Below are 17,827 nucleotides of genomic sequence, written 5' to 3' on the forward strand. Positions count from 1 at the left end.
TCCTGCGCCCCTCCCATGCCCACTGCCCGACTTTGCCCACTGGCCGATCTGGCCCACCGCATTCCCCGCGACTGCTGGATGGCCGAGCGTCTGGCGCAGGACCCTGAGGCCCTGGCCGATGAAACCGCGCTGTGGATCACAGGCGACGCGCACTGGCCTGCGCTGCACCTCGACGCCCCCCTGGCCCAGGGCAGCCCGCTGCGCCAATGGCTGCAAGAGCAACCCGACGGCCCCAATGAGGCCTCCGTACCCCGTGCGCCCTTTGTGATCGTGGTGGATGGAGACCTGCGCATCGACGGCGCCTTGACCAGCGCCGACACCGATGGCACGACGCACCTGGTCGTCAACGGCAACCTGCACGTGCAGAACGCCGTGATCGGCGGACAGCTGGTGTGTGTGCAAGGTGCGCTGCAGGTGCATGACCTGCTTTGGGGCCACTACAACCATGGCGAGCTGCGCGTGCGTGGTGGGCTGCAAGCCCGGGTGGCGCTGTTCACCGACGAGTACCACCTGCACATCGAAGGCCAAGAACAGGTGGAGTGTTTGCTGGACGAGGTGCGCGGTGTGCCCCACCGTGCGGAGTTCTCGGCCGAGATCGTGGGTGCCGTGTTCTCCCCCGAGTTCCACGAGGGCGTGGACGCCGGCGAAGACGGCCTGGCCGCCATGATCAGCCGCCGCCAGGTGCTGGCCGCCGTGCGGGCAGGCCAGAGCGCGGTGCGCAGCAGCGCAGACATCCACGCCGACCAGCCTGTGGCCGACGACCTGTGCGCAGACAACTCCATCAGCATCGACAACATCCTGGCCGTGGTGCACACGCCAGTGATCGCGCACAAGGAACACAAAGCCTACGGCTGGTTCCAGCAGACTGATTTCTCACTGTGCCAACGGCATGTGGACGAAGAAGGCGACGCGCGCGACGACAACGTGTTCATTACGGTGTGGAAAACCTGGGACTTCTACCTGTCGGTGGAGCAGGTGCCCGCGCCGCGCAACTGGCTGGAGCGCCTGGCCACCAAGCTGTGGCGCCACGCGGCCCCCACGGTCGCACAGCGCACGCTGCTCTATCGCCGCTACACGCAGGGGGAGCCCGGCGACTGGCAGGTGCTGGCGCCCCCCGCCGAGCCCGGCCACGACCCCGACGCCTGGAAGGCCTGCGAACACGCCTGGCGCGGAGTGCTGGACTATGTGCGCAAGGCCGTGGGCCAGCACCGTGCGCGTTACCCCCTTTACCAGAGCCTGCAAGCCACGATGACGGCCGAGCACATCGAGGCCTTCACCAGCCTGCCCGTGTTCACCGAGCAGTACAACGACTGGTGGGACAGCAACCGCAACGGCTACTGGGAGGGCGAGGTCTGGGTGGGGGCGCGCCAGCCCTGCATGCACGACGGCGAACCCTGGGGCCGCGCGCTCAAATACAGCTGGCGCAACGGTGATGACGCGCCGGGCGATGACGAAGACAACGCCCACAGCGCCTACCAGATCCATGTGGACGAGGCGCGCGAGGGGCCGGCCGCTGTCGAGTTCAGCTACGCCCAGCGCCAGAGTGACAGCCGCGCCCCCCTGCCCCGCTGCGCCGCCGACCACATTGCCCGCCTGCTGCGCTTTCACGGTCTGGTGCAGGCCCGCATCCGCGCGCGGCACGAAGAGGCGCAGGCCCAGCAGGCCGAGGCCCGCCGCATCGAAGCCGCCGTGCAACTGCTGGCCACCCCACCCTTGCCGCCCGACCTGCCCGATGCGGCCGTGTTTCCCGTCGAACTCATGACGCTGTCGGAGCAATGGCAGGCCGATGGGCAAGCCTACGTGGCGGCCATCCGCGCGCACCAGCTGGCCAACGATGCCCACCGCGCCGAGGCCTCGGCAACAGCCGGTGGCGGCGATGAGGAGAACGGCGCCGAAGAACACGACAACGCCCTGCCCGAAGACCCGCGCAAGGCCGATGCGCCCACCGTGCTGCAACTGGCGCGCGTGGTGAGCCACTGGGCCGACGAAGATCTTGCCACGCGGTTTCGCCAGCGCTTTGCCTTTGCTCCGGATGCCTATGTGGCGCGTGCCGCCCAGGCCGGCCAATTCATCGGCCCCGTGTTTGTGCTGGACGATGACCGTGTGGTCGCCCGCATCGGCGCGGCCCATGACGACGACGCCCGCTGGGTGTTGCTGCATGGCACAGAGCAAACGCCCCTGCCCGCCATCCAGGGCCTGGGCCGCTCGCCCGATCGCCGGTGCTTTGCCCAATGCGACGGCCTGCACATCACCACCCACCACGGATGGAATGGCCCCGTGATTGCGCAATTTGCCCTGCCGCGCGGCAACGAAGGCCTGCCCCCGCAGGTGCTGGTGTCGGCAGGCCCGCTGGGGCAGCGCTGCGATGAAATCATTCCCTTCAACGATGGCCTGCGCGTGCTGCTGCGCAACCCCACAGGGGTGTATCTTCTGCACCCCGCAGCCCAAGGTGCCGACAGCCCAGTGCAACGCCTGCACCCGCAGACGTTTGAAGAAGATGGCCCCTACACCTGGCCCAAGAACCAGATGGATGAAAAGGTCGATGGTGAGACCGTCACAGTGCTGGCGCTGGACATGCTGCACATGGCCCTGTCGCCTGATGAGCGTCACATCGCAGTAGGCGACCAGGACAGCTGCCACATCGTGCTGGACGCGCACGGCGCTGTGGTGACCGAACACGAGCCCCTATCGTCTTACCCCCACCACGCGATGTTCTCGCACGACGGCACACGCCTGTTTGCCAACTCATGCCATCTGTATTGGGGCAATACCTGCTCGATCCCCATCGGGGCGGCAACGCCGGAAGGGACCGATGAGGACACCCCACCACTGGACGAACGCTGCCGCGTGTACGCATCTGTGACCTTGCCGGGCCTGGTGATCCTGGGCGATGCGGACGGCTACCTGCACTCCATCAGCGACGAGGGACAAGCCCTGTGGCGCCACCACATCGGCAGCACGATCAGCGCTGTCGAGGCATCCCCCGATGGAGAAACCCTGTGGGCGGCCAGCTATGGCGGCTACCTGGTGCGGCTGCAGCGCAGCGAGGCGGGCATGGACCCTTACTCCATCAGCACGTCACTGTATGTGGAGACGCGGCGGTGGATATTCTGGCGGGATGAGGTGGGGCCGGTGCGGTGGTAGCAGAGCAAGTCTGCCCACGGCAGCCACACCAGACTCTCATTTTGATCTGCAGGAAAACACATACCGACCAGGTCCGCGAAAGCGCTGGAACACGGCTTCCCGCCCTCGTCCACATGCTGCGTTGGCCAGATTATTGACGTCCTCTTCTGTCGCAAAAGCGGGCCTGGCGATCTGAACGCCGAAGTCATAAGACTCCACAACTCGCGGTTGGCAACCTGTCAATGCTGCCAAAATGCCCAAGCCCCATCCGGGCCCAAGAAGTCTCATGCAGATGTTCTGCCCACGCGGCGAAGGCGTGACGTTGGATGAGTGGGCACCGACAAGTGCAGTGCCCAGGTTAGGTTGAAGGAGCCCAACCCAGCTGCATGCATCAGCGACAAAATCTCACTGCGGCACCAGCTCCACGCGCCGGTTCTTGGCCTTGCCCTCATCGCTGTTGTTGCTGGCTACAGGTGCGAGCGACGCGACGCCATTGCCCACCAGGCGATTGGCCGCAATGCCGTAGTCCTTGGCCAGCACGGCGGCCACTGCGTCGGCGCGGCGCTTGGACAGCGCCAGGTTGCTATCGAAACTGCCCACGCTATCGGTATGGCCCACTACATGCAGCTTGACAGTGGGCTCGGCCTTCAGGAATGCGGCGATCTGCTCCAGCGAGGGTTTGGACTCGGGCTTCACGTCGGCCTTGCCAGTGTCGAACAGGATGCCGTAAATGGCGACCTTGCCATTGGCCGTGATGGACTTGCTGATGTCCGATGCGCTGACCACCACCATGTTTTGCTCCATGGCTTTGGTTTCCAGGATGTCCACTGCGATGTAGGCGCCCTGCCTGGATTTGTACGTAGCGTCTTCCTTAGGCCAGTCGATGGAGATCAGGCGCACGGTAGTGTTGCCCTTCTGGAAGGTCCCCGTGCGCACGGTGCTCGCATCGGCGCCATACATCACGTATTCGCTGCGGTTGTTCTTGATGAAGTCGCGCTGGCCACTGCTGAAGTTGGCCAAAAAGTTGGTGTAACTGCCCGCCGCACTGTCACGGGTGGAGTCATACAGCGCCGTGAAACCGCTGGCCGTAAGGTCGTTGGCATAGTTGCGAAACAGCTCCAGCGACCGCGTGGCACCGGGGGCCTCGTACCACAGGCGGGTGAGCTTGCCTTCCAGAGTAAGTGGCGGCTGCACGTAGCGCCGCTTGTAGGTCTGCAGGTCGAACTCCTTGAACGTGGAAGTCTGGAACTCCACGGCGTCGAAGTTGCGCACCTCGTAGCCCACGATGGTGCTACCACCAAAACGCTTCACGGCGGGGTGATCCTTGGCGCCGGCAATGTCCTGTGCAAACGTTGGCCACACGCTGACCGAGGCCAGGAACCCGAGGCACAGCGATGCGCCCCACTGACGAAACAGCTTCATGCTCATGGGCAATCTCCGGTTGAATACACGCATCGCTGACTGAGCTGCACCCGGCGTTGCGACAGGCGGCGGGCTCGCATCCATCATAGGCGAGCACCTGGCTGCAGGCCACCCAGCCTTCATGCGACGCCATGGCGCAGCGCGCCGCTTTCGCGAAATGCATCACGGTTTCACACCGGCTTTGTGTTGGACACCTCCCGCAAGCTTCATGTCACTTGCCAAACGCCGAACCGGATCCCACAGGAAATTGAGACCCATGCACTGGCTCATGGCATGAGCGTTGCATGCGCCCCCTGCACGCACTTGCACCCTCCATGACTTCATCCCACCGCTCCGCCCGCTCCCGTGCACCCGCTCCTCCAGATGCGCCACCACCCAGCGCCCCTGACCTCAGCACGCCGGTGCTCTTGCTCATGGCCGTGGCCTGCGGCCTGTGTGCGGGCAGCAACTACTTCAACCAGCCGCTGCTGCACTCCATTGCCACGCAGCTGCAAGTGCGGGACGCGTCGGCGGCGCTCATCGTGACGCTGGCGCAGGTGGCGTACGCGGCAGGGCTGCTGCTGTTGGTGCCGCTGGGCGACCTGCTGGAGCGGCGGCGGCTTATCACCACACTGATGCTGCTGGCCGCTCTGGGACTGTTTACCAGCGGGTTTGCGCACAACTACGCCATGCTGGCGCTGGGCACGCTGCTCACCGGCCTGTTTTCGGTGGCGGCACAGGTGCTGGTGCCGCTGGCAGCCACCCTGGCAGCGCCGGGCCGCAGCGGCCGGGCCGTGGGGCTGGTGATGAGCGGGCTGCTGACCGGGATTCTGGCGGCGCGCAGTGTGGCAGGGCTGCTGTCAGAGGTGGGCGGCTGGACGCTGGTGTACCGGGTGGCGGGCGTCGCCATGGTGGCCGTGGCGTTGGCGCTGTGGTGGGTGATGCCCATGTCGCGCAATACGACCTCAGCACCGACACAGGGGTATGGACAGGTCTTGCGGTCGCTGGGCACGCTGGCCTTGCACCACCCCCGGTTGCGCAGCCGGGCCTTGCTGGGAGGGTTGTCGTTTGCCTCCGTCAGTGTGTTGTTCTCCACCATGGCGCTGCTGCTGGCGGGGCCTGCACACCGACTGGGCGACGCCGGCATTGGGCTGGTGGGGCTGGCGGGCGTGGCCGGTGCACTCATGGCCAATGTGGCAGGCCGCATGGCTGACCGTGGGCAGGCGCAGGTGGCCACCGCCGCATCGGTAGGTTTGCTGCTGCTGGGCTGGGGCGCGCTGTGGCTGGGCGCCAGCAGCCTGGTGTGGTTTGTGGTGGGCATGCTGGTGGCCGACCTGGCGCTGCAGGGCGTGCACATCAGCAACCAGAACGTGATCTACCGGCTGGACCCCACCGCCCGCGCGCGGCTGAACGCGGTGTACATGACCAGCTACTTTGTGGGTGCGGCCACGGGCTCGGCGATGGGGTCGGTGGCCTGGCTGTGGGGCGGATGGGGCGCCACCTGCGCGCTGGGCATGGGCATTGCCGTGCTGAACGCGCTGGCACTGGCTTACGACCAGCGGCTGGCTGTGCGGGCGCTGGGTGATGGTGTGCGGCAGGCTACAGAAGGCGCAGGTGCGTAGCCCCCGGCAGCTGCCAGCGGCGTAATTTGTGACGTACCATCCTCGCACGGTCCCATCCCGAGACCTTTCAAGGAGGCCCCATGGCCAAAGGCGAACAGCGCAGCAACAAGATGGCGAAGAAACCCAAAAAGGACACCTCGCCGCCCAAGGAACACAGCGCATCGGACCGGCCCATGCCGCCGATGACCACCGTCATGCCCAAGGGCAAAGACAAAAACAAATAGGTCACACCAGCACTCCGCCTGCCCCGGCGAATACGCTACCAAAACAATAGCTTCAGGCGCATATTGCATAAGCGCCTGCAGCTATTTTTGTTTGAAATTCCGCATCAGGCAGCCCTTCATTCGGCGCTCGCCGCCGCCGGGCTCAGGCAGGCTGGGCCCACTGCGCCAGCCACTGTGCATCGGGCTCTGGCCGGCCAAACAGGTAGCCCTGGTACACGATGTCCGGGGCGCGCTGGCGCAGGAAGTCGGCCTGGGCCTGGGTCTCCACCCCCTCGGCCACCACACGCAGGCCGAAGTGCCGTGCCACCGACAAGATGCCTTCGACCAGCACGCCATCGTCGGCATTGGTGGGGGCCTCGTGCACGAACGACCGGTCGATCTTGATCTCCTGGATGGGCAGGCGCTTGAGGTAGGCCAGCGATGAGTAGCCGGTGCCAAAGTCGTCCAGCGACATGTCCACGCCCAGCGCGGCCAGGGCACGCATCTTGGCCACCGCGTCATCAAAGTCGTCGATCACCAGGCCTTCAGTCACTTCCAGCGTCAGCAGCCGGGGGTCTGCCCCCGTGGCAGCCAGCACTGCCCGCAGTTGCCCCACAAAACCCGCCTGCCGGAACTGCCGCGCGCTGAGGTTGACCGAGAGCCGCAACCGCCGCTCGCGGAACACCGGCTGCGCCAGCAGCGCGCAGGCATGGGCCAGCACCCACTCGCCCAGGCTGACGATGAGGTCGGACTCCTCGGCCACCGGAATGAACACGCCCGGCGCCACCAGGCCGTCACGCGGATGCTGCCAGCGCACCAGCACCTCGGCACCCGTGACCTGGCCCGACACATCCACCTGCGACTGCAGGTGCAGCCGCAGCTCGCCTGCGCCAATGGCATGGCGCAGTTCGCGCTCCACCCGAAAGCGCTGCTCGGCGGCCTCGCCCATGCCCTGCTCAAAAAACGCAGCCCGTCCGCCCCCGGCCTGCTTGGCGCGGTGCAGGGCGGTGCCCGCGCGCCGCAGCGCATCGTGAGCACCGTCGTCCGACGTTTGGGGGTACAGGGTGATACCCACGCTGGCGCCCAGTTGGGCGTCCTGCGCATCGCCCTCCAGACGCAAGGGGCGCAGCAAGGCGGCCTGCAGTTTTTCGGCAAAGGCCAGCGCATGCCGGCCCGCCAGCGAGGCATCCACCCCCAGGCCATGCAGCACCACGGCAAACTCATCGCCCGCCACGCGCACCAGCAGGTCTTGGGGCGGCAGGATCTCGGACAGCCGCAGCGCCACGGCACAGAGCAGTCGGTCCCCCATCTCGCTGCCGCGCGCATCGTTGAAAGTGGTGAACCGGTCCAGGTCCAGCAGCAGCAAGGCATGCTGGGTGGAAGGCGGGCGACCTGCACGCCCGCGCAACACGTGCAGCCGCTCCATCAGGGTGGACCGGTTGGGCAGGCTGGTGAGGCCGTCGAAATGCGCGAGGCGGTGAATTTCGTCGGCAGCGCGCTTGCGTTCGGTGATGTCCTGCTTGAGCTCCACATAGTGGCTCACGCGGCCGTCGGTCTGGCGGATGGGGGCCACCACTACAGACTCGATCAATTCCTGCCCGTCCTTGCGGTAGTTGACCTGTTCGCCTGCCCAGCTGTCACCGCGCGCCAGTGTGGTGCGCAGGCCCTCGCGCTGCGCGGGCGCCAGGCCGTTGCTGGAATAGTCTGCCGAGGCGCGGCCCACCACCTCGTCGCGCGCGTAGCCCGTGCGGCGCACAAAGGCCTCGTTGACGTACTCGATGTCCTCGCGCAGATCGGTGATGACGATGGCCTCTGGACTTTGCTCCACTGCCCGCAACAGCTTGCGCAGCGACGCCTCGCTGGCTGCCAGGTTGGCCGCAGTCTGCTGGGCCTCACGCACCCGGCTCATGTAGTTGCGACGCGACAGCAGCGTGGCTGCAGCGGTCAGCACCAGAATGCCCGCAAGGTACACAGCACCCGCCACGCGGTTGGCCACCTGAACGGGCTTGAGCAACCCCTGAACGTCCGCCCAGATGAAACCCAGGAACAGCAGGGCCGTGAGCCCCACAAGCGTTAGCGTGGCACGCGCGCCCAGCAGCCATCCGGCCAGCACAATGATCACGGGGTAGTTCAGCAGGTTGGGGCCGTTCACGCCGCCATTGCGAGCCGCCACCAGCGACACCGATACCCACACGCCCCACACCAGCAGATAGGTGGCCAGCGTCCACCGCCGCCAGCGGGCCAGCAGAAGCGCCGTGCCGCCAATGCAGCCAGCGACAAAGTTGAGCGCCACGCGCACTGGCTGCACGGGCTGATCCCACAGCAGCAGAAAGCCGATGACAAAACCCAGCAACATCACGGACCAACCCGCTACGCGCACCAGGTGGCGCGTTGTAGCGTCTTCGTGGTCTGGCAGCGGAACAACGGGGGCTTCGGCCATGGCGACGGGAATTACGGGGGAGGAAACCATCGTAACCGCAGGCATAGAAAATGCCTATGAACAAAACGCCGCTGGAGTGGCTGCGGCGCCCATCCATCGGCATCTGCATCGGTGTCACCAAGAACCGTCGCCAGCTTCGGCCCAAAATGGCCGCCGCAGCCTACAGGCCCGCAGGCGCAGGCCTGATCAATCAGTCCGCGTCGCTGCCCGGCGCAGGCTCGCGCACGCCAGAGCCCTTGCCCTTGGCCTTGGCACGCGCGTCTTTCTTGGCCTGGCGCTTGGCGTCTTCGGCCAGGCCTGCAGCACGCCAGGCTTCAAACTCGGCGGGCGTTTCCAGAGTGATGCGGCCCAGGATGGCGGTGCGAAAGTCCGTCATCACAATCTCGGCCGTCTTTTGCAGGTTGACCTTGCCGCCACCCAGCATGGCGCCGCGCTTCTTGCCGATGGCTGCGAGCAGTTCCTCGTCGTGCATCGTGGCCACGGCCCCCGCAGGCAGGCCCAGCTTGTAGCGGGACTCCAGCAAGGGGGCGTAGTGTTTTTGCAGGCGGCGCAGCAGCTCCAGCGCCACCAGTTCCTCGTCGTAGGCATTGCGGCCCACGGCGCCGCTGGCGGCCAGGTTGTAGCCACTTTCGGGCACCACAATGCGCGGCCACAGCATGCCGGGCGTGTCCCACAGGTAGAAGTCGTCGGCCAGGGTGATGCGCTGCTCCAGCTTGGTGATGCCCGCCTCGTCGCCCGTCTTGGCATGGCGCTTGTTGGTCAAGGTGTTGATCAGCGTGGACTTGCCCACGTTGGGCACGCCGCAGATGAGCACCCGCATGGGCTTGGCCATGCCCCCGCGGTTGGGCGACAGCAGATGGCAGGCGTCGATGAGCTTGCGCGCAGGGGCGGGGTCGGACGCATCGAGCGGCACGGCGCGCGTGTCGCTCTGGGCGTTGTACCAGTCCACCCACAGCGCAGTGCGCTCGGGGTCGGCCACGTCCTGCTTGTTGAGCACCTTGAGCGTGGGCTTGTGGCCCGTGATCTCGGCCAGCAGCGGGTTGGCGCTGGAGCCGGGCAGGCGCGCGTCCAGCACCTCGATCACCACGTCAATGTCCTTGATGCGTTCGGTGATGGCTTTGCGGGTCAGGTGCATGTGACCGGGGAACCACTGGATGGCCATGCGGGGGGTACTTTCTTCTGTGTTCTAAGGGTGGCAAGGATAATCGCGGTCTTCCTTCTGCCCACGCCCCGGCGTTTTTATCTGCATGCCTGCACCTCTCGACACCCCGCGCAAGCCCAACGCCACCAAGGCCGACAAGGAGCTGCTGTTCAAGAGCGTGACCCTGGCCCTGATTGGCCTGGTCATCTTGCTGGCGCCTCATGTGGCCCGCTCCGCCAGCGTGCGCGATCTGATGAGCCAGGCGGCCCTGGTGGGCTGGTTTGCGCTGGTGCTGGGCATCGCGTTTGGCGTGCAATACGGCCTGCGCCGCGCCAAGGCGGGGCGCCGCCAGCCGTGACAGCGCCTGAACTGATAGACCCAGCCCCGGCGGTGGACGGCGCCACTGCGCAAGCCATGTTCGCGGCGCTGCAGCAGCGCGCGGCTGCTCTGGGCATCACGCTGCGCAACCCGCCGCCCGAGCCCACGACCTGCTGCGGGCGCGGCTGCAACGGCTGCGTGTGGGAAGGGTTTCTGAGCGCCGCCGAATACTGGCGGCAAGAGGCCTTGCTGCAGCTGCAAGACTGACTTTGAAGCGTTTTGGGCTGGTAGCGCCAGTGCAATATGCCTGAGCAGCTATCAATTCAATAGCAGATCAATCGGATCCCGCCCCGCGACCGCGAACTCAGCCCAGCTGCTCCACCGCTATGGACTGCTGGCGCGCAAAGGCTTCAAGGCGGTGCTGGTGGCTTTGCACGTGCTGCACAGCACGCGGACTGACGGTGTGAGTTCAGGTGTGACCGTCAGTGCACAGGCATCTGCGCACTTCGACGTTTTTCCCCAGCACACGAAGACTGCCCAAAGCCGACAGTCTTGCATCCATGCGCTGCACACAATGACCTGAAGGACGCAAGCCCCACCGTCAAAGTCAGGAGAAAAAATGCTTTCACCCCGCCAGGTTTCTGATCCCGCAACCGGCACTGCCCAGCGTTATGACGTGGTCATTGTGGGGGCCGGCATCTCCGGCATCTGCAGCGCCACCCTGCTGCGCAAGCATTGCCCGCAATTGAGCTTTCTCATCGTGGATGCCATGGAGGCCCCCGGGGGCACCTGGCTGATTCACAAATACCCGGGCGCACGCTCGGACAGCGACCTCTTCACTTTTGGCTATGACTTCAAGCCCTGGAAGGGCAAGCCCATTGCCTCGCGCGAGGAGATCCTGGACTACCTTGCATCGACCATCGAGGACGAACAGCTGGGGCCGCACATCCGCTACCGGCATCGCGTGCAGTCGGCCTCGTGGTCCAGTGCGTCCAGCACCTGGACGCTGGACCTTGCCATGGGCGACGCCCGGGAACCGGCGCAGATCCAGGCGGGCTTTCTCTGGATGTGCCAGGGCTACTACCGGCATGGCAAGGGGTATACACCCTCCTGGCCGGGGCTTGAGCAGTTCAAGGGTGAGGTTGTGCATCCGCAGCATTGGCCCGATTCGATCGATCTCGCCGGCAAGCGCGTGACCGTGATCGGCTCCGGGGCGACGGCGGCGACCCTCATACCGGCGCTGGCCGACCGTTGTGCGCACGTCACCATGCTGCAGCGCACGCCCACGTATTTCGCCACCGGCCGCAATGCCGATGCATTGGCCGACGAGTTGCGCAAGCTGGAAGTCGACGAGGCATGGATCCACGAGATCATGCGCAGCAAGGTTGTGCGGGATCGGGCCGACCTGATCGAGCGCGCGCGAACCCACCCGGACGCCCTCAAGCAGCAGCTCATCGCCGGCGTCAAGGCCTGCCTGCCCGAGGGCTACGACGTGGAGCGGCATTTCACCCCCCCGTACAAACCGCTTCAGCAGCGCGTGGCCTTTGTGCCCGACGGTGACCTGTTCAAGGCCATCAGCGCAGGCAAGGCGTCCGTGGTCACCGATCAGATTGCGCAGTTCGACGAAAAGGGCATTCAGCTGCAGTCCGGGGACCGCGTCGACTGTGACGTGGTCGTCACCGCCACAGGCTTCGAGTTATCGGTCATGGGCGACATACCGTTCTCGGTGGACGGGCGTGCGGTGGACTTTGCCCAGACGGTGAGCTATCGCGGAATGATGTTCTCCGGCGTGCCCAACATGGCCTGGGTGTACGGCTATGGGCGCTACAGCTGGACGCTGCGAGCCGAGCTCGTGGGCCAGTTCGTTTGCAGGCTGCTGCAGCACATGCAGACCCGCAAGGCCCGGCACGTGACCCCCGTGACGCGCCCTGAGGATGCCGACATGGCGCTTGGCGCCTGGGTCGACGCGGAGGACATAAACGCCGGGTACATGTTGCGCGGCCTGCATCGCCTTCCCAAGCGCGGCGACAAGCCCGAGTGGCAACACAGCCAGGACTATCTCTATGAACGCAAAGTGCTGCCCAGCGTGGATCTGACGGATCCGCTGTTCTCCTACGCAGACTGACAACGCAACCTCCACGGTGCAAGGCACCACACAACCAAGGAAATTCACCATGAAGACATTCAATGGCCGTGTCGCAGTCATCACCGGCGGCGGTTCGGGTCTCGGCAAGGCATTTGCCATGGCGGCTGCCCAGCGCGGCATGAAGCTGGTGCTCGCCGACATCCAGGCAGACGTTCTGGAGCAGACCGTCCAGGCCCTGCAATCACAGGGAACGGAGGCGGTCGGCGTGGTGGTCGATGTGTCCGATTCCGCGGCGGTGCAAAGGCTGGCCGATCAAGCGCAGCAGTCGTTTGGCCCTGTGCATGTGGTGTTCAACAACGCGGGCGTCACGGCAGGCGGCCTGGTCTGGGAGCACTCGGAAAAGGACTGGGAGTGGCTGCTCGGCGTCAACCTCAAGGGCGTTATCAACGGGGTTCGCTGCTTCGCGCCGCAAATGCTGGCCGCTGCCGCGGCAGACCCCGCCTATGAAGGCTGCATTGTCAACACGGCATCGATGGCGGGCCTGCTCACCTCCCCCGGAATGGGCATCTACAGCGTGTCCAAGCATGCCGTGGTGGCGCTCTCCGAATGCCTGCGCCACGACCTGGAGATGGTGACGCCGCAGGTGCACGCTGCACTTCTGTGCCCGTCGTATGTATCCACCGACATTGGCCAGTCAGAGCGCAACCGGCCCGCCCATCTCATGGATGACGGCGGCCTGACGAAATCCCAGCTCGCAGCCCGCAAAGCCTCCCAGCAGGCGGTGATGAATGGCGCCATCTCTGCGCAAGCGGTGGCAGAGATCACCTTCCAGGCAATCGAGCAAGACCGCTTCTACGTTTTCCCCAGCCCTGAAGCCCTCCCGCTGGTCAAGTCCCGCATGGACCACGTTCTGGATCAGACCAACCCCGATCTTCCGTACGAAATGGTCCCCGCCCTGAAAGCCCGGCGCGATCGGCTGCTGGCGGCCATTACGCACTGAGCAACATTTACCCCACCTACAACATAACGACTGTTTGGAGACAACACCATGAAGATGATTCGACGCGCATTGCCCGCTGCCACGCTGGCCCTCCTGACCAGCAGCCCATGGGCGCTCTCTAGCGCTGTGGCGCAACCTGCCTACCCCAGCGCCCCCATCAAGATCATCGTTCCGTACCCTGCCGGAGGTGCATCGGACGCCGTGGCGCGAATGATCGGCGAGAAGCTGCAACAGGCGTGGGGACAACCCGTTTACATCGATAACAAGCCGGGAGCCTCGGGAATCATCGGCACGCAGGCCACCATCAAGTCCCCGGCAGATGGCTACACGCTGCTGGCCCACAACGTCGTGCTGATCCAGCAACCCGCGGTGATGGAGAAACTGTCCTTCAATGCCTTCAAGGACCTGCTCCCGGTGGTCATGACGATTCGCACGACCAACCTGTTCGTCGTGCCCAATGACTCGCCAGTGAAGTCCGTTGCAGAGTTCGTGGCCCAGGCCAAGGCCAACCCCAACAAGCTCAGCTACGGCAGCTACGGCATCGCCAGCGGCGCCCATTTCCAGGGCGAACTGCTCAAAATGCAGGCGGGTGTCGATCTGGCGCATGTGCCGTTCCAGGGGTCGGCACCCATGATCACCAACATCGTGGGCGGCCAGTTGCCGAGCGCGTTCATTGATGTTCCGTCTGCGCTTCCGCACATCAAGTCGATGCGGCCGCTGGCGGTCGGCGGCCCGCAGCGCCTTCAGGAACTGCCGAACGTGCCCACCTTCGCCGAACTGGGCTACAAGTCGTTCGAACCCATGGGATGGCACGGCCTGTTCCTTCCGGCGGGGGCGCCTCCTGCCGTTGCGCAAAAGATTGCCAACGAGGTCAGCAACATCCTGCGCATGCCCGATGTGCTGGCAAAGCTCAAGACGCTCGGCGTCATCGCCGGCGGCGGGACGCCCGAGGAATTTGCACAACAGATCAAGGCCGACGCACCCGTCTATGCGGAGATCGCCAAGGCGGCCAACATCCGGCTGACGCAGTGAGCGTGCATCCCGTGTCCCCGTCAGCGATCGAAAAGGCGGCTCCCATGGCAGCGCAGCCCAATGAACGTGAATGCTCCCGCGAAGCGGTCATGGACCATGACGGCAGGCAGCTGCGCATCCACTACACGGACACCGGCAGCAGCACGCCCCACGCACCGGTGGTTGCGCTGTTGCATGGCTCGGGGCCCGGCACGACGGGGTGGAGCGCATTTGCCCTGCAGCGCCCGGCCCTCCAGGATGCGGGATTTCGCCTGATCACGCCAGACCTGCCGGGCTGGGGCCGCAGCGACGGCGTGGTGTGCAAGGAGGATCGTTCGCAGCTCAACGCCCGGGCACTGCAGGCGGTGTTGGACGCAGCCGGCATCCACGAGCCTGTGCATCTGGTGGGCACTTCCATGGGCGCCCACAGCGCAGTGGCGTTTGCGCTGCTATGGCCGGGGCGTACCGCACGCATGGTGCTGGCATCGGGCGGCACGGGGGGCCGCAGCAATTTCCATCCTGCCTTGCCCGAGGGCGTGCGGTCCATGCTGGACTTCTACCAAGAACCCACGGCGGCCCGCATGCGCAGCTTCCTCGAATGCGTTGTTTTTGACTCCAGCGCCCTCACCCCGGAGATGGTGCAGCAGAAGCTGGCGGCGGCCATGGCCTGCCCCCAGCACCTCACGAACTTTGCGGAAAGCCTGCGCCAGTACCCCACCCAGTTTGGCGACGTCACCCACAGGCTGGCAGGGATCACGATGCCCACGCTGGTGATCTGGGGCGGCGAAGACCGGGTGGTGCCGCTGGACATTGGCCTGCAGATCGCGCAGCGCATCCCGGGCGCCGACCTGCACGTGCTGGGCCGTTGCGGCCATGTGCCCCACCTGGAGCGGCCCCACGACTTCATCCATCTGTTGACGCGGTTTCTGGCATGAGCAGAGCCTGTCAACCTGAAAACGGCTGCGGGACGCGCCCGCCGGCGCAGTGACCCAGCAGCCCCCGCGCCTCAGGAGACACGCCGCAGAGCCTCCGGATCCAGCAGCGTGACCCCTCCGTACACCAGGCGCAGCAGGCCCTGGGACTCCCATTCCTTGAGCTGCCTGTTGACGCTTTGCCGCGAGGCGCCCAGCCGCTGCGCAAGCCCTTCCTGGGACAGGCGTAGCTCGGGCTGCTGCGCGGCACCCTCGCGCATCGCCATTTCCCGCTCGGCGAGCAGGCGCTGGGCCAGCCGCACGGACAGCGGCTGCAGGATGCTGGCGTCGATCCGCTCGATGGCCCACTTGTACCGGTAACACACCACGCGCAGGAACTCGCGAAGGTAGTCGGCATTGCTGTCCACCACCTCATGAAGACGCGAGGCCGGCACCACGAGCAGCTCGGTTTTCACCAGCGCCTTGGCGTCATGGACCCGGGGAGCATTGATGAACAGGGTCAGCTCACCAAACCATCGTCCCTGTTCAGCCACGCCCAGCACCGCTTCCCTGCCGTTGACCGAAGTGGCGCTCAGTTGAACGGCACCCGATTCGACGTAAAACACCGAGTCAGGCGCCGAACCCCGCGTGTAGAGGACCTCGTTTTTCGACAGGTGTCGCCGGCGGGCGCCGACCCGCAACAGACGCTCCAGTTCGGGAGACAGTCTGTCTGGAGCACTGCCCGAAGGGATTTCCGGAGTCTGTTTTCGCATCCCATCGTCTCCAAAATGACGCCAGCGCGGACGCCGCATAGTCACTGACCACCAACACACCGCTGAGGGGAGGTCCGGCGGGTGTCTTCCCTGGAGAATGCCGCCGCTGCGCGTGCCGTGGTGGAGACCAGCGTCCCCTTTGCTTCAATAAATATAGCTGTCAGCGCTTATGCAGACAGCGCAAAACCCCAAAAACTAGCCCAGCTGCTCCACCGCCATGTACTGCTCGCGCCATTCCTCAAACGGCAGCGTGTCGGCGGCCTCGATGGCCTTTTGCGCTGCGATCGATTCATCGGCCATGGCCACATAGCGCGCCTGCTGATCGGCCATCCAGGGCAGAGCCAGCAGCGCGTCGCGGGCGGCCATGGACTGCTGGCGCGCAAAGGCTTCAAAGCTGTGCTGGTGGCTTTGCACGATGCAGTCCAGCACGCGGGCTGAGGGTGTGCGCTCGGGCGCAGCCATCAAGGTGCGGGCATCGCGCAGTGCGGTGCTGTAGTCGTCGGTGCCATGGGTGGCATCCAGGGCTGCGGCCAATGGCTCGCAAGCGGCCAGCACTTCAGTGCCCCATTCGGTCAGCGGCACGCTCTGGCCGTTGCGGGACAGGCGCAGGCCGGGCTCGCGGCCCCGCTCGGCGGTGAGGTGCTGGTTCTGCTTGAGTTCGGCAATTTCTGCGGGCGTGTCGGGCGGGCTGTCGGACAGCAGGCAGTGCAGCAAAAACACGTCGAGCAGGCGCATGGTGGGTGCGGTGATGCCCACGGGCACGAACGGGTCCAGGTCCATCAGGCGCACTTCGACGTATTCGACCCCGCGCTCGCGCAGGGCATGCAGCGGGCGCTCGCCCGTGCGCACCGTGCGCTTGGGGCGGATGGTGCCGTAGAACTCGTTTTCGATCTGCAGCAGGCTGGTGCCGAGCTGGTTGTAGTCACCGCCGGGGTTGCGCACACCCACCGTTTCGTAGGCGGGGTATGGCTTGGTCAGTGCCTCGTGCAGCGAGTTGGCGTAGCCCGTGAGGCCGTTGTAGCTCACGGCCAGCGTGGCTTGCGCGTCGCTCTGGTAGCCCAGGCGGCCCATGCGCAGCGATGTGGCGTGGGGCAGGTACAGCGCGCTGCCGCCCTCCATGCGCTCCAGGCGGTGCTCGCGCCCCTCCACAAAACAAGGGCACAAGGCGGGTGAGGCGCCAAACAGGTACAGCAGCACAAACGCGTGGCGCCGGAAGTTGCGAATCAGCGCGAAATACTGCTCGCTGTCCACGCCCGGCAGCGACCAGTTGTAGTGAATGCCCGAAATGGTCTGCATGCGCCGGCCATAGCGGTGGCCCAGGCCCATGCGGTACACGCTCTTGGCGCGGCCCACGTTGGAGCTGCCGTAGCGGCCGATGGGAATGGTCTCGTCCGTGGGCAGGCCGCAGGGCATGCTGGAGGCCCACAGCAGCTCGCCGCCGCTGTCTTTCAGGGTGTGGTGCACGAACTGGTGCACCTCGGTCAGCTCATCCAGGCACTGCTGCACGCCCTTGTGGGCGCCAGTGATCAGCTCCAGCTGCGACTCGCTGTAGTCCGTGGTGATCAGGGGATGTGTGAGGGCCGAGCCCAGCGCCAGCGGGTGGGGTGTGAGGGCCAGGCCACCGGTGGGCAGCACGCGCAGCCCTTCCTTTTCGATGCCGCGGCGAATCCCCCCCAGGGCGTCCGCCGGGTAGGCGGCCAGTCTCTCGTGCAGTTTGCTCATATGTTTATACCGATCCAACTTCTGTCGGCCCGGAACTTAGCACGTTGAGCGCTGGCCCGCCCACGGGGGTGTCAAG

At 65.6% G+C, this 17,827-nt stretch carries 14 protein-coding genes; 9 read left to right on the forward strand and 5 right to left on the reverse strand.

What is annotated here, in order from left to right; translation table 11 throughout:
- Positions 1-15: 15 nt before the first annotated feature.
- Positions 16-3,144 (forward strand): polymer-forming cytoskeletal protein, encoded by a 3,129-nt coding sequence (locus tag ATF69_RS15085; RefSeq protein ID WP_146871473.1) that lies wholly within the window; start codon positions 16-18, stop codon positions 3,142-3,144.
- A gap of 384 nt (positions 3,145-3,528) precedes the next feature.
- On the opposite strand, the gene ATF69_RS15090 is transcribed toward ATF69_RS15085, so the two are convergent.
- Positions 3,529-4,551, reverse strand: coding sequence for an OmpA family protein (locus ATF69_RS15090; RefSeq protein WP_146871474.1), 1,023 nt, complete (start codon positions 4,549-4,551; stop codon positions 3,529-3,531).
- A 308-nt stretch (positions 4,552-4,859) separates the two neighbouring features.
- On the opposite strand from ATF69_RS15090, the gene ATF69_RS15095 reads away from it, so the two are divergent.
- Together ATF69_RS15095 and ATF69_RS23160 are read left to right on the forward strand one after the other, a co-directional pair.
- Positions 4,860-6,146, forward strand: coding sequence for an MFS transporter (locus ATF69_RS15095; RefSeq protein ID WP_146871475.1), 1,287 nt, complete (start codon positions 4,860-4,862; stop codon positions 6,144-6,146).
- 80 nt (positions 6,147-6,226) lie between these two features.
- Positions 6,227-6,370 carry a hypothetical protein gene (locus tag ATF69_RS23160; protein ID WP_167514358.1) on the forward strand — a complete coding sequence of 48 codons (144 nt, stop codon included), beginning with the start codon at positions 6,227-6,229 and terminating at the stop codon, positions 6,368-6,370.
- A gap of 142 nt (positions 6,371-6,512) precedes the next feature.
- On the opposite strand, the gene ATF69_RS15100 is transcribed toward ATF69_RS23160, so the two are convergent.
- Together ATF69_RS15100 and ylqF are read right to left on the reverse strand one after the other, a co-directional pair.
- A complete protein-coding gene (locus tag ATF69_RS15100) occupies positions 6,513-8,789 on the reverse strand; it encodes a putative bifunctional diguanylate cyclase/phosphodiesterase (RefSeq protein ID WP_146871476.1) in 2,277 nt (758 codons plus the stop codon).
- Positions 8,790-8,979: 190 nt separating this feature from the next.
- A complete protein-coding gene (gene ylqF, locus ATF69_RS15105) occupies positions 8,980-9,951 on the reverse strand; it encodes a ribosome biogenesis GTPase YlqF (RefSeq protein WP_146871477.1) in 972 nt (323 codons plus the stop codon).
- 85 nt (positions 9,952-10,036) lie between these two features.
- Between ylqF and ATF69_RS15110 the strand changes: the two genes are divergently transcribed.
- The 6 genes from ATF69_RS15110 to ATF69_RS15135 all read left to right on the forward strand — a co-directional run bounded on the left by ATF69_RS15110 (position 10,037) and on the right by ATF69_RS15135 (position 15,280).
- The gene (locus ATF69_RS15110) at positions 10,037-10,288 is read left to right on the forward strand and encodes a hypothetical protein (RefSeq protein ID WP_121419482.1); all 252 of its coding nucleotides are present in this window, start codon (positions 10,037-10,039) and stop codon (positions 10,286-10,288) included.
- Between the two features lie 56 nt (positions 10,289-10,344).
- Complete coding sequence (locus ATF69_RS15115; RefSeq protein ID WP_121422635.1) at positions 10,345-10,515, forward strand: oxidoreductase-like domain-containing protein; 171 nt, start codon at positions 10,345-10,347, stop codon at positions 10,513-10,515.
- 352 nt (positions 10,516-10,867) lie between these two features.
- Entirely contained in the window at positions 10,868-12,373 is a 1,506-nt protein-coding gene (locus ATF69_RS15120; RefSeq protein ID WP_146871478.1) for a flavin-containing monooxygenase, read from the forward strand.
- Positions 12,374-12,422: 49 nt separating this feature from the next.
- A complete protein-coding gene (locus ATF69_RS15125; protein ID WP_146871479.1) occupies positions 12,423-13,334 on the forward strand; it encodes an SDR family oxidoreductase in 912 nt (303 codons plus the stop codon).
- A gap of 48 nt (positions 13,335-13,382) precedes the next feature.
- Positions 13,383-14,366 carry a Bug family tripartite tricarboxylate transporter substrate binding protein gene (locus ATF69_RS15130; protein WP_146871480.1) on the forward strand — a complete coding sequence of 328 codons (984 nt, stop codon included), beginning with the start codon at positions 13,383-13,385 and terminating at the stop codon, positions 14,364-14,366.
- A gap of 44 nt (positions 14,367-14,410) precedes the next feature.
- Complete coding sequence (locus ATF69_RS15135; protein ID WP_146871481.1) at positions 14,411-15,280, forward strand: alpha/beta fold hydrolase; 870 nt, start codon at positions 14,411-14,413, stop codon at positions 15,278-15,280.
- A 71-nt stretch (positions 15,281-15,351) separates the two neighbouring features.
- Here ATF69_RS15135 and ATF69_RS15140 read toward each other — a convergent pair whose 3' ends face one another.
- Entirely contained in the window at positions 15,352-16,029 is a 678-nt protein-coding gene (locus ATF69_RS15140; protein WP_146871482.1) for a Crp/Fnr family transcriptional regulator, read from the reverse strand.
- Between the two features lie 195 nt (positions 16,030-16,224).
- Positions 16,225-17,751 (reverse strand): glutamate--cysteine ligase, encoded by a 1,527-nt coding sequence (gshA, locus tag ATF69_RS15145; RefSeq protein ID WP_146871483.1) that lies wholly within the window; start codon positions 17,749-17,751, stop codon positions 16,225-16,227.
- Positions 17,752-17,827: the final 76 nt, after the last annotated feature.

The sequence above is a fragment of the Acidovorax delafieldii genome, from assembly GCF_007993815.1.
GTDB lineage: Bacteria > Pseudomonadota > Gammaproteobacteria > Burkholderiales > Burkholderiaceae_C > Acidovorax > Acidovorax delafieldii.

Excerpts from the sequence above, each read along its gene's own strand:
- ATF69_RS15085 (WP_146871473.1), top strand. The coding sequence starts at position 16 with ATGCCCACTGCCCGACTTTGCCCACTGGCCGATCTGGCCCACCGCATT.
- ATF69_RS15090 (WP_146871474.1), bottom strand. The coding sequence starts at position 4,551 with ATGAGCATGAAGCTGTTTCGTCAGTGGGGCGCATCGCTGTGCCTCGGG.
- ATF69_RS15095 (WP_146871475.1), top strand. The coding sequence starts at position 4,860 with ATGACTTCATCCCACCGCTCCGCCCGCTCCCGTGCACCCGCTCCTCCA.
- ATF69_RS23160 (WP_167514358.1), top strand. The coding sequence starts at position 6,227 with ATGGCCAAAGGCGAACAGCGCAGCAACAAGATGGCGAAGAAACCCAAA.
- ATF69_RS15100 (WP_146871476.1), bottom strand. The coding sequence starts at position 8,789 with ATGGCCGAAGCCCCCGTTGTTCCGCTGCCAGACCACGAAGACGCTACA.
- ylqF (WP_146871477.1), bottom strand. The coding sequence starts at position 9,951 with ATGGCCATCCAGTGGTTCCCCGGTCACATGCACCTGACCCGCAAAGCC.
- ATF69_RS15110 (WP_121419482.1), top strand. The coding sequence starts at position 10,037 with ATGCCTGCACCTCTCGACACCCCGCGCAAGCCCAACGCCACCAAGGCC.
- ATF69_RS15115 (WP_121422635.1), top strand. The coding sequence starts at position 10,345 with ATGTTCGCGGCGCTGCAGCAGCGCGCGGCTGCTCTGGGCATCACGCTG.
- ATF69_RS15120 (WP_146871478.1), top strand. The coding sequence starts at position 10,868 with ATGCTTTCACCCCGCCAGGTTTCTGATCCCGCAACCGGCACTGCCCAG.
- ATF69_RS15125 (WP_146871479.1), top strand. The coding sequence starts at position 12,423 with ATGAAGACATTCAATGGCCGTGTCGCAGTCATCACCGGCGGCGGTTCG.
- ATF69_RS15130 (WP_146871480.1), top strand. The coding sequence starts at position 13,383 with ATGAAGATGATTCGACGCGCATTGCCCGCTGCCACGCTGGCCCTCCTG.
- ATF69_RS15135 (WP_146871481.1), top strand. The coding sequence starts at position 14,411 with ATGGCAGCGCAGCCCAATGAACGTGAATGCTCCCGCGAAGCGGTCATG.
- ATF69_RS15140 (WP_146871482.1), bottom strand. The coding sequence starts at position 16,029 with ATGCGAAAACAGACTCCGGAAATCCCTTCGGGCAGTGCTCCAGACAGA.
- gshA (WP_146871483.1), bottom strand. The coding sequence starts at position 17,751 with ATGAGCAAACTGCACGAGAGACTGGCCGCCTACCCGGCGGACGCCCTG.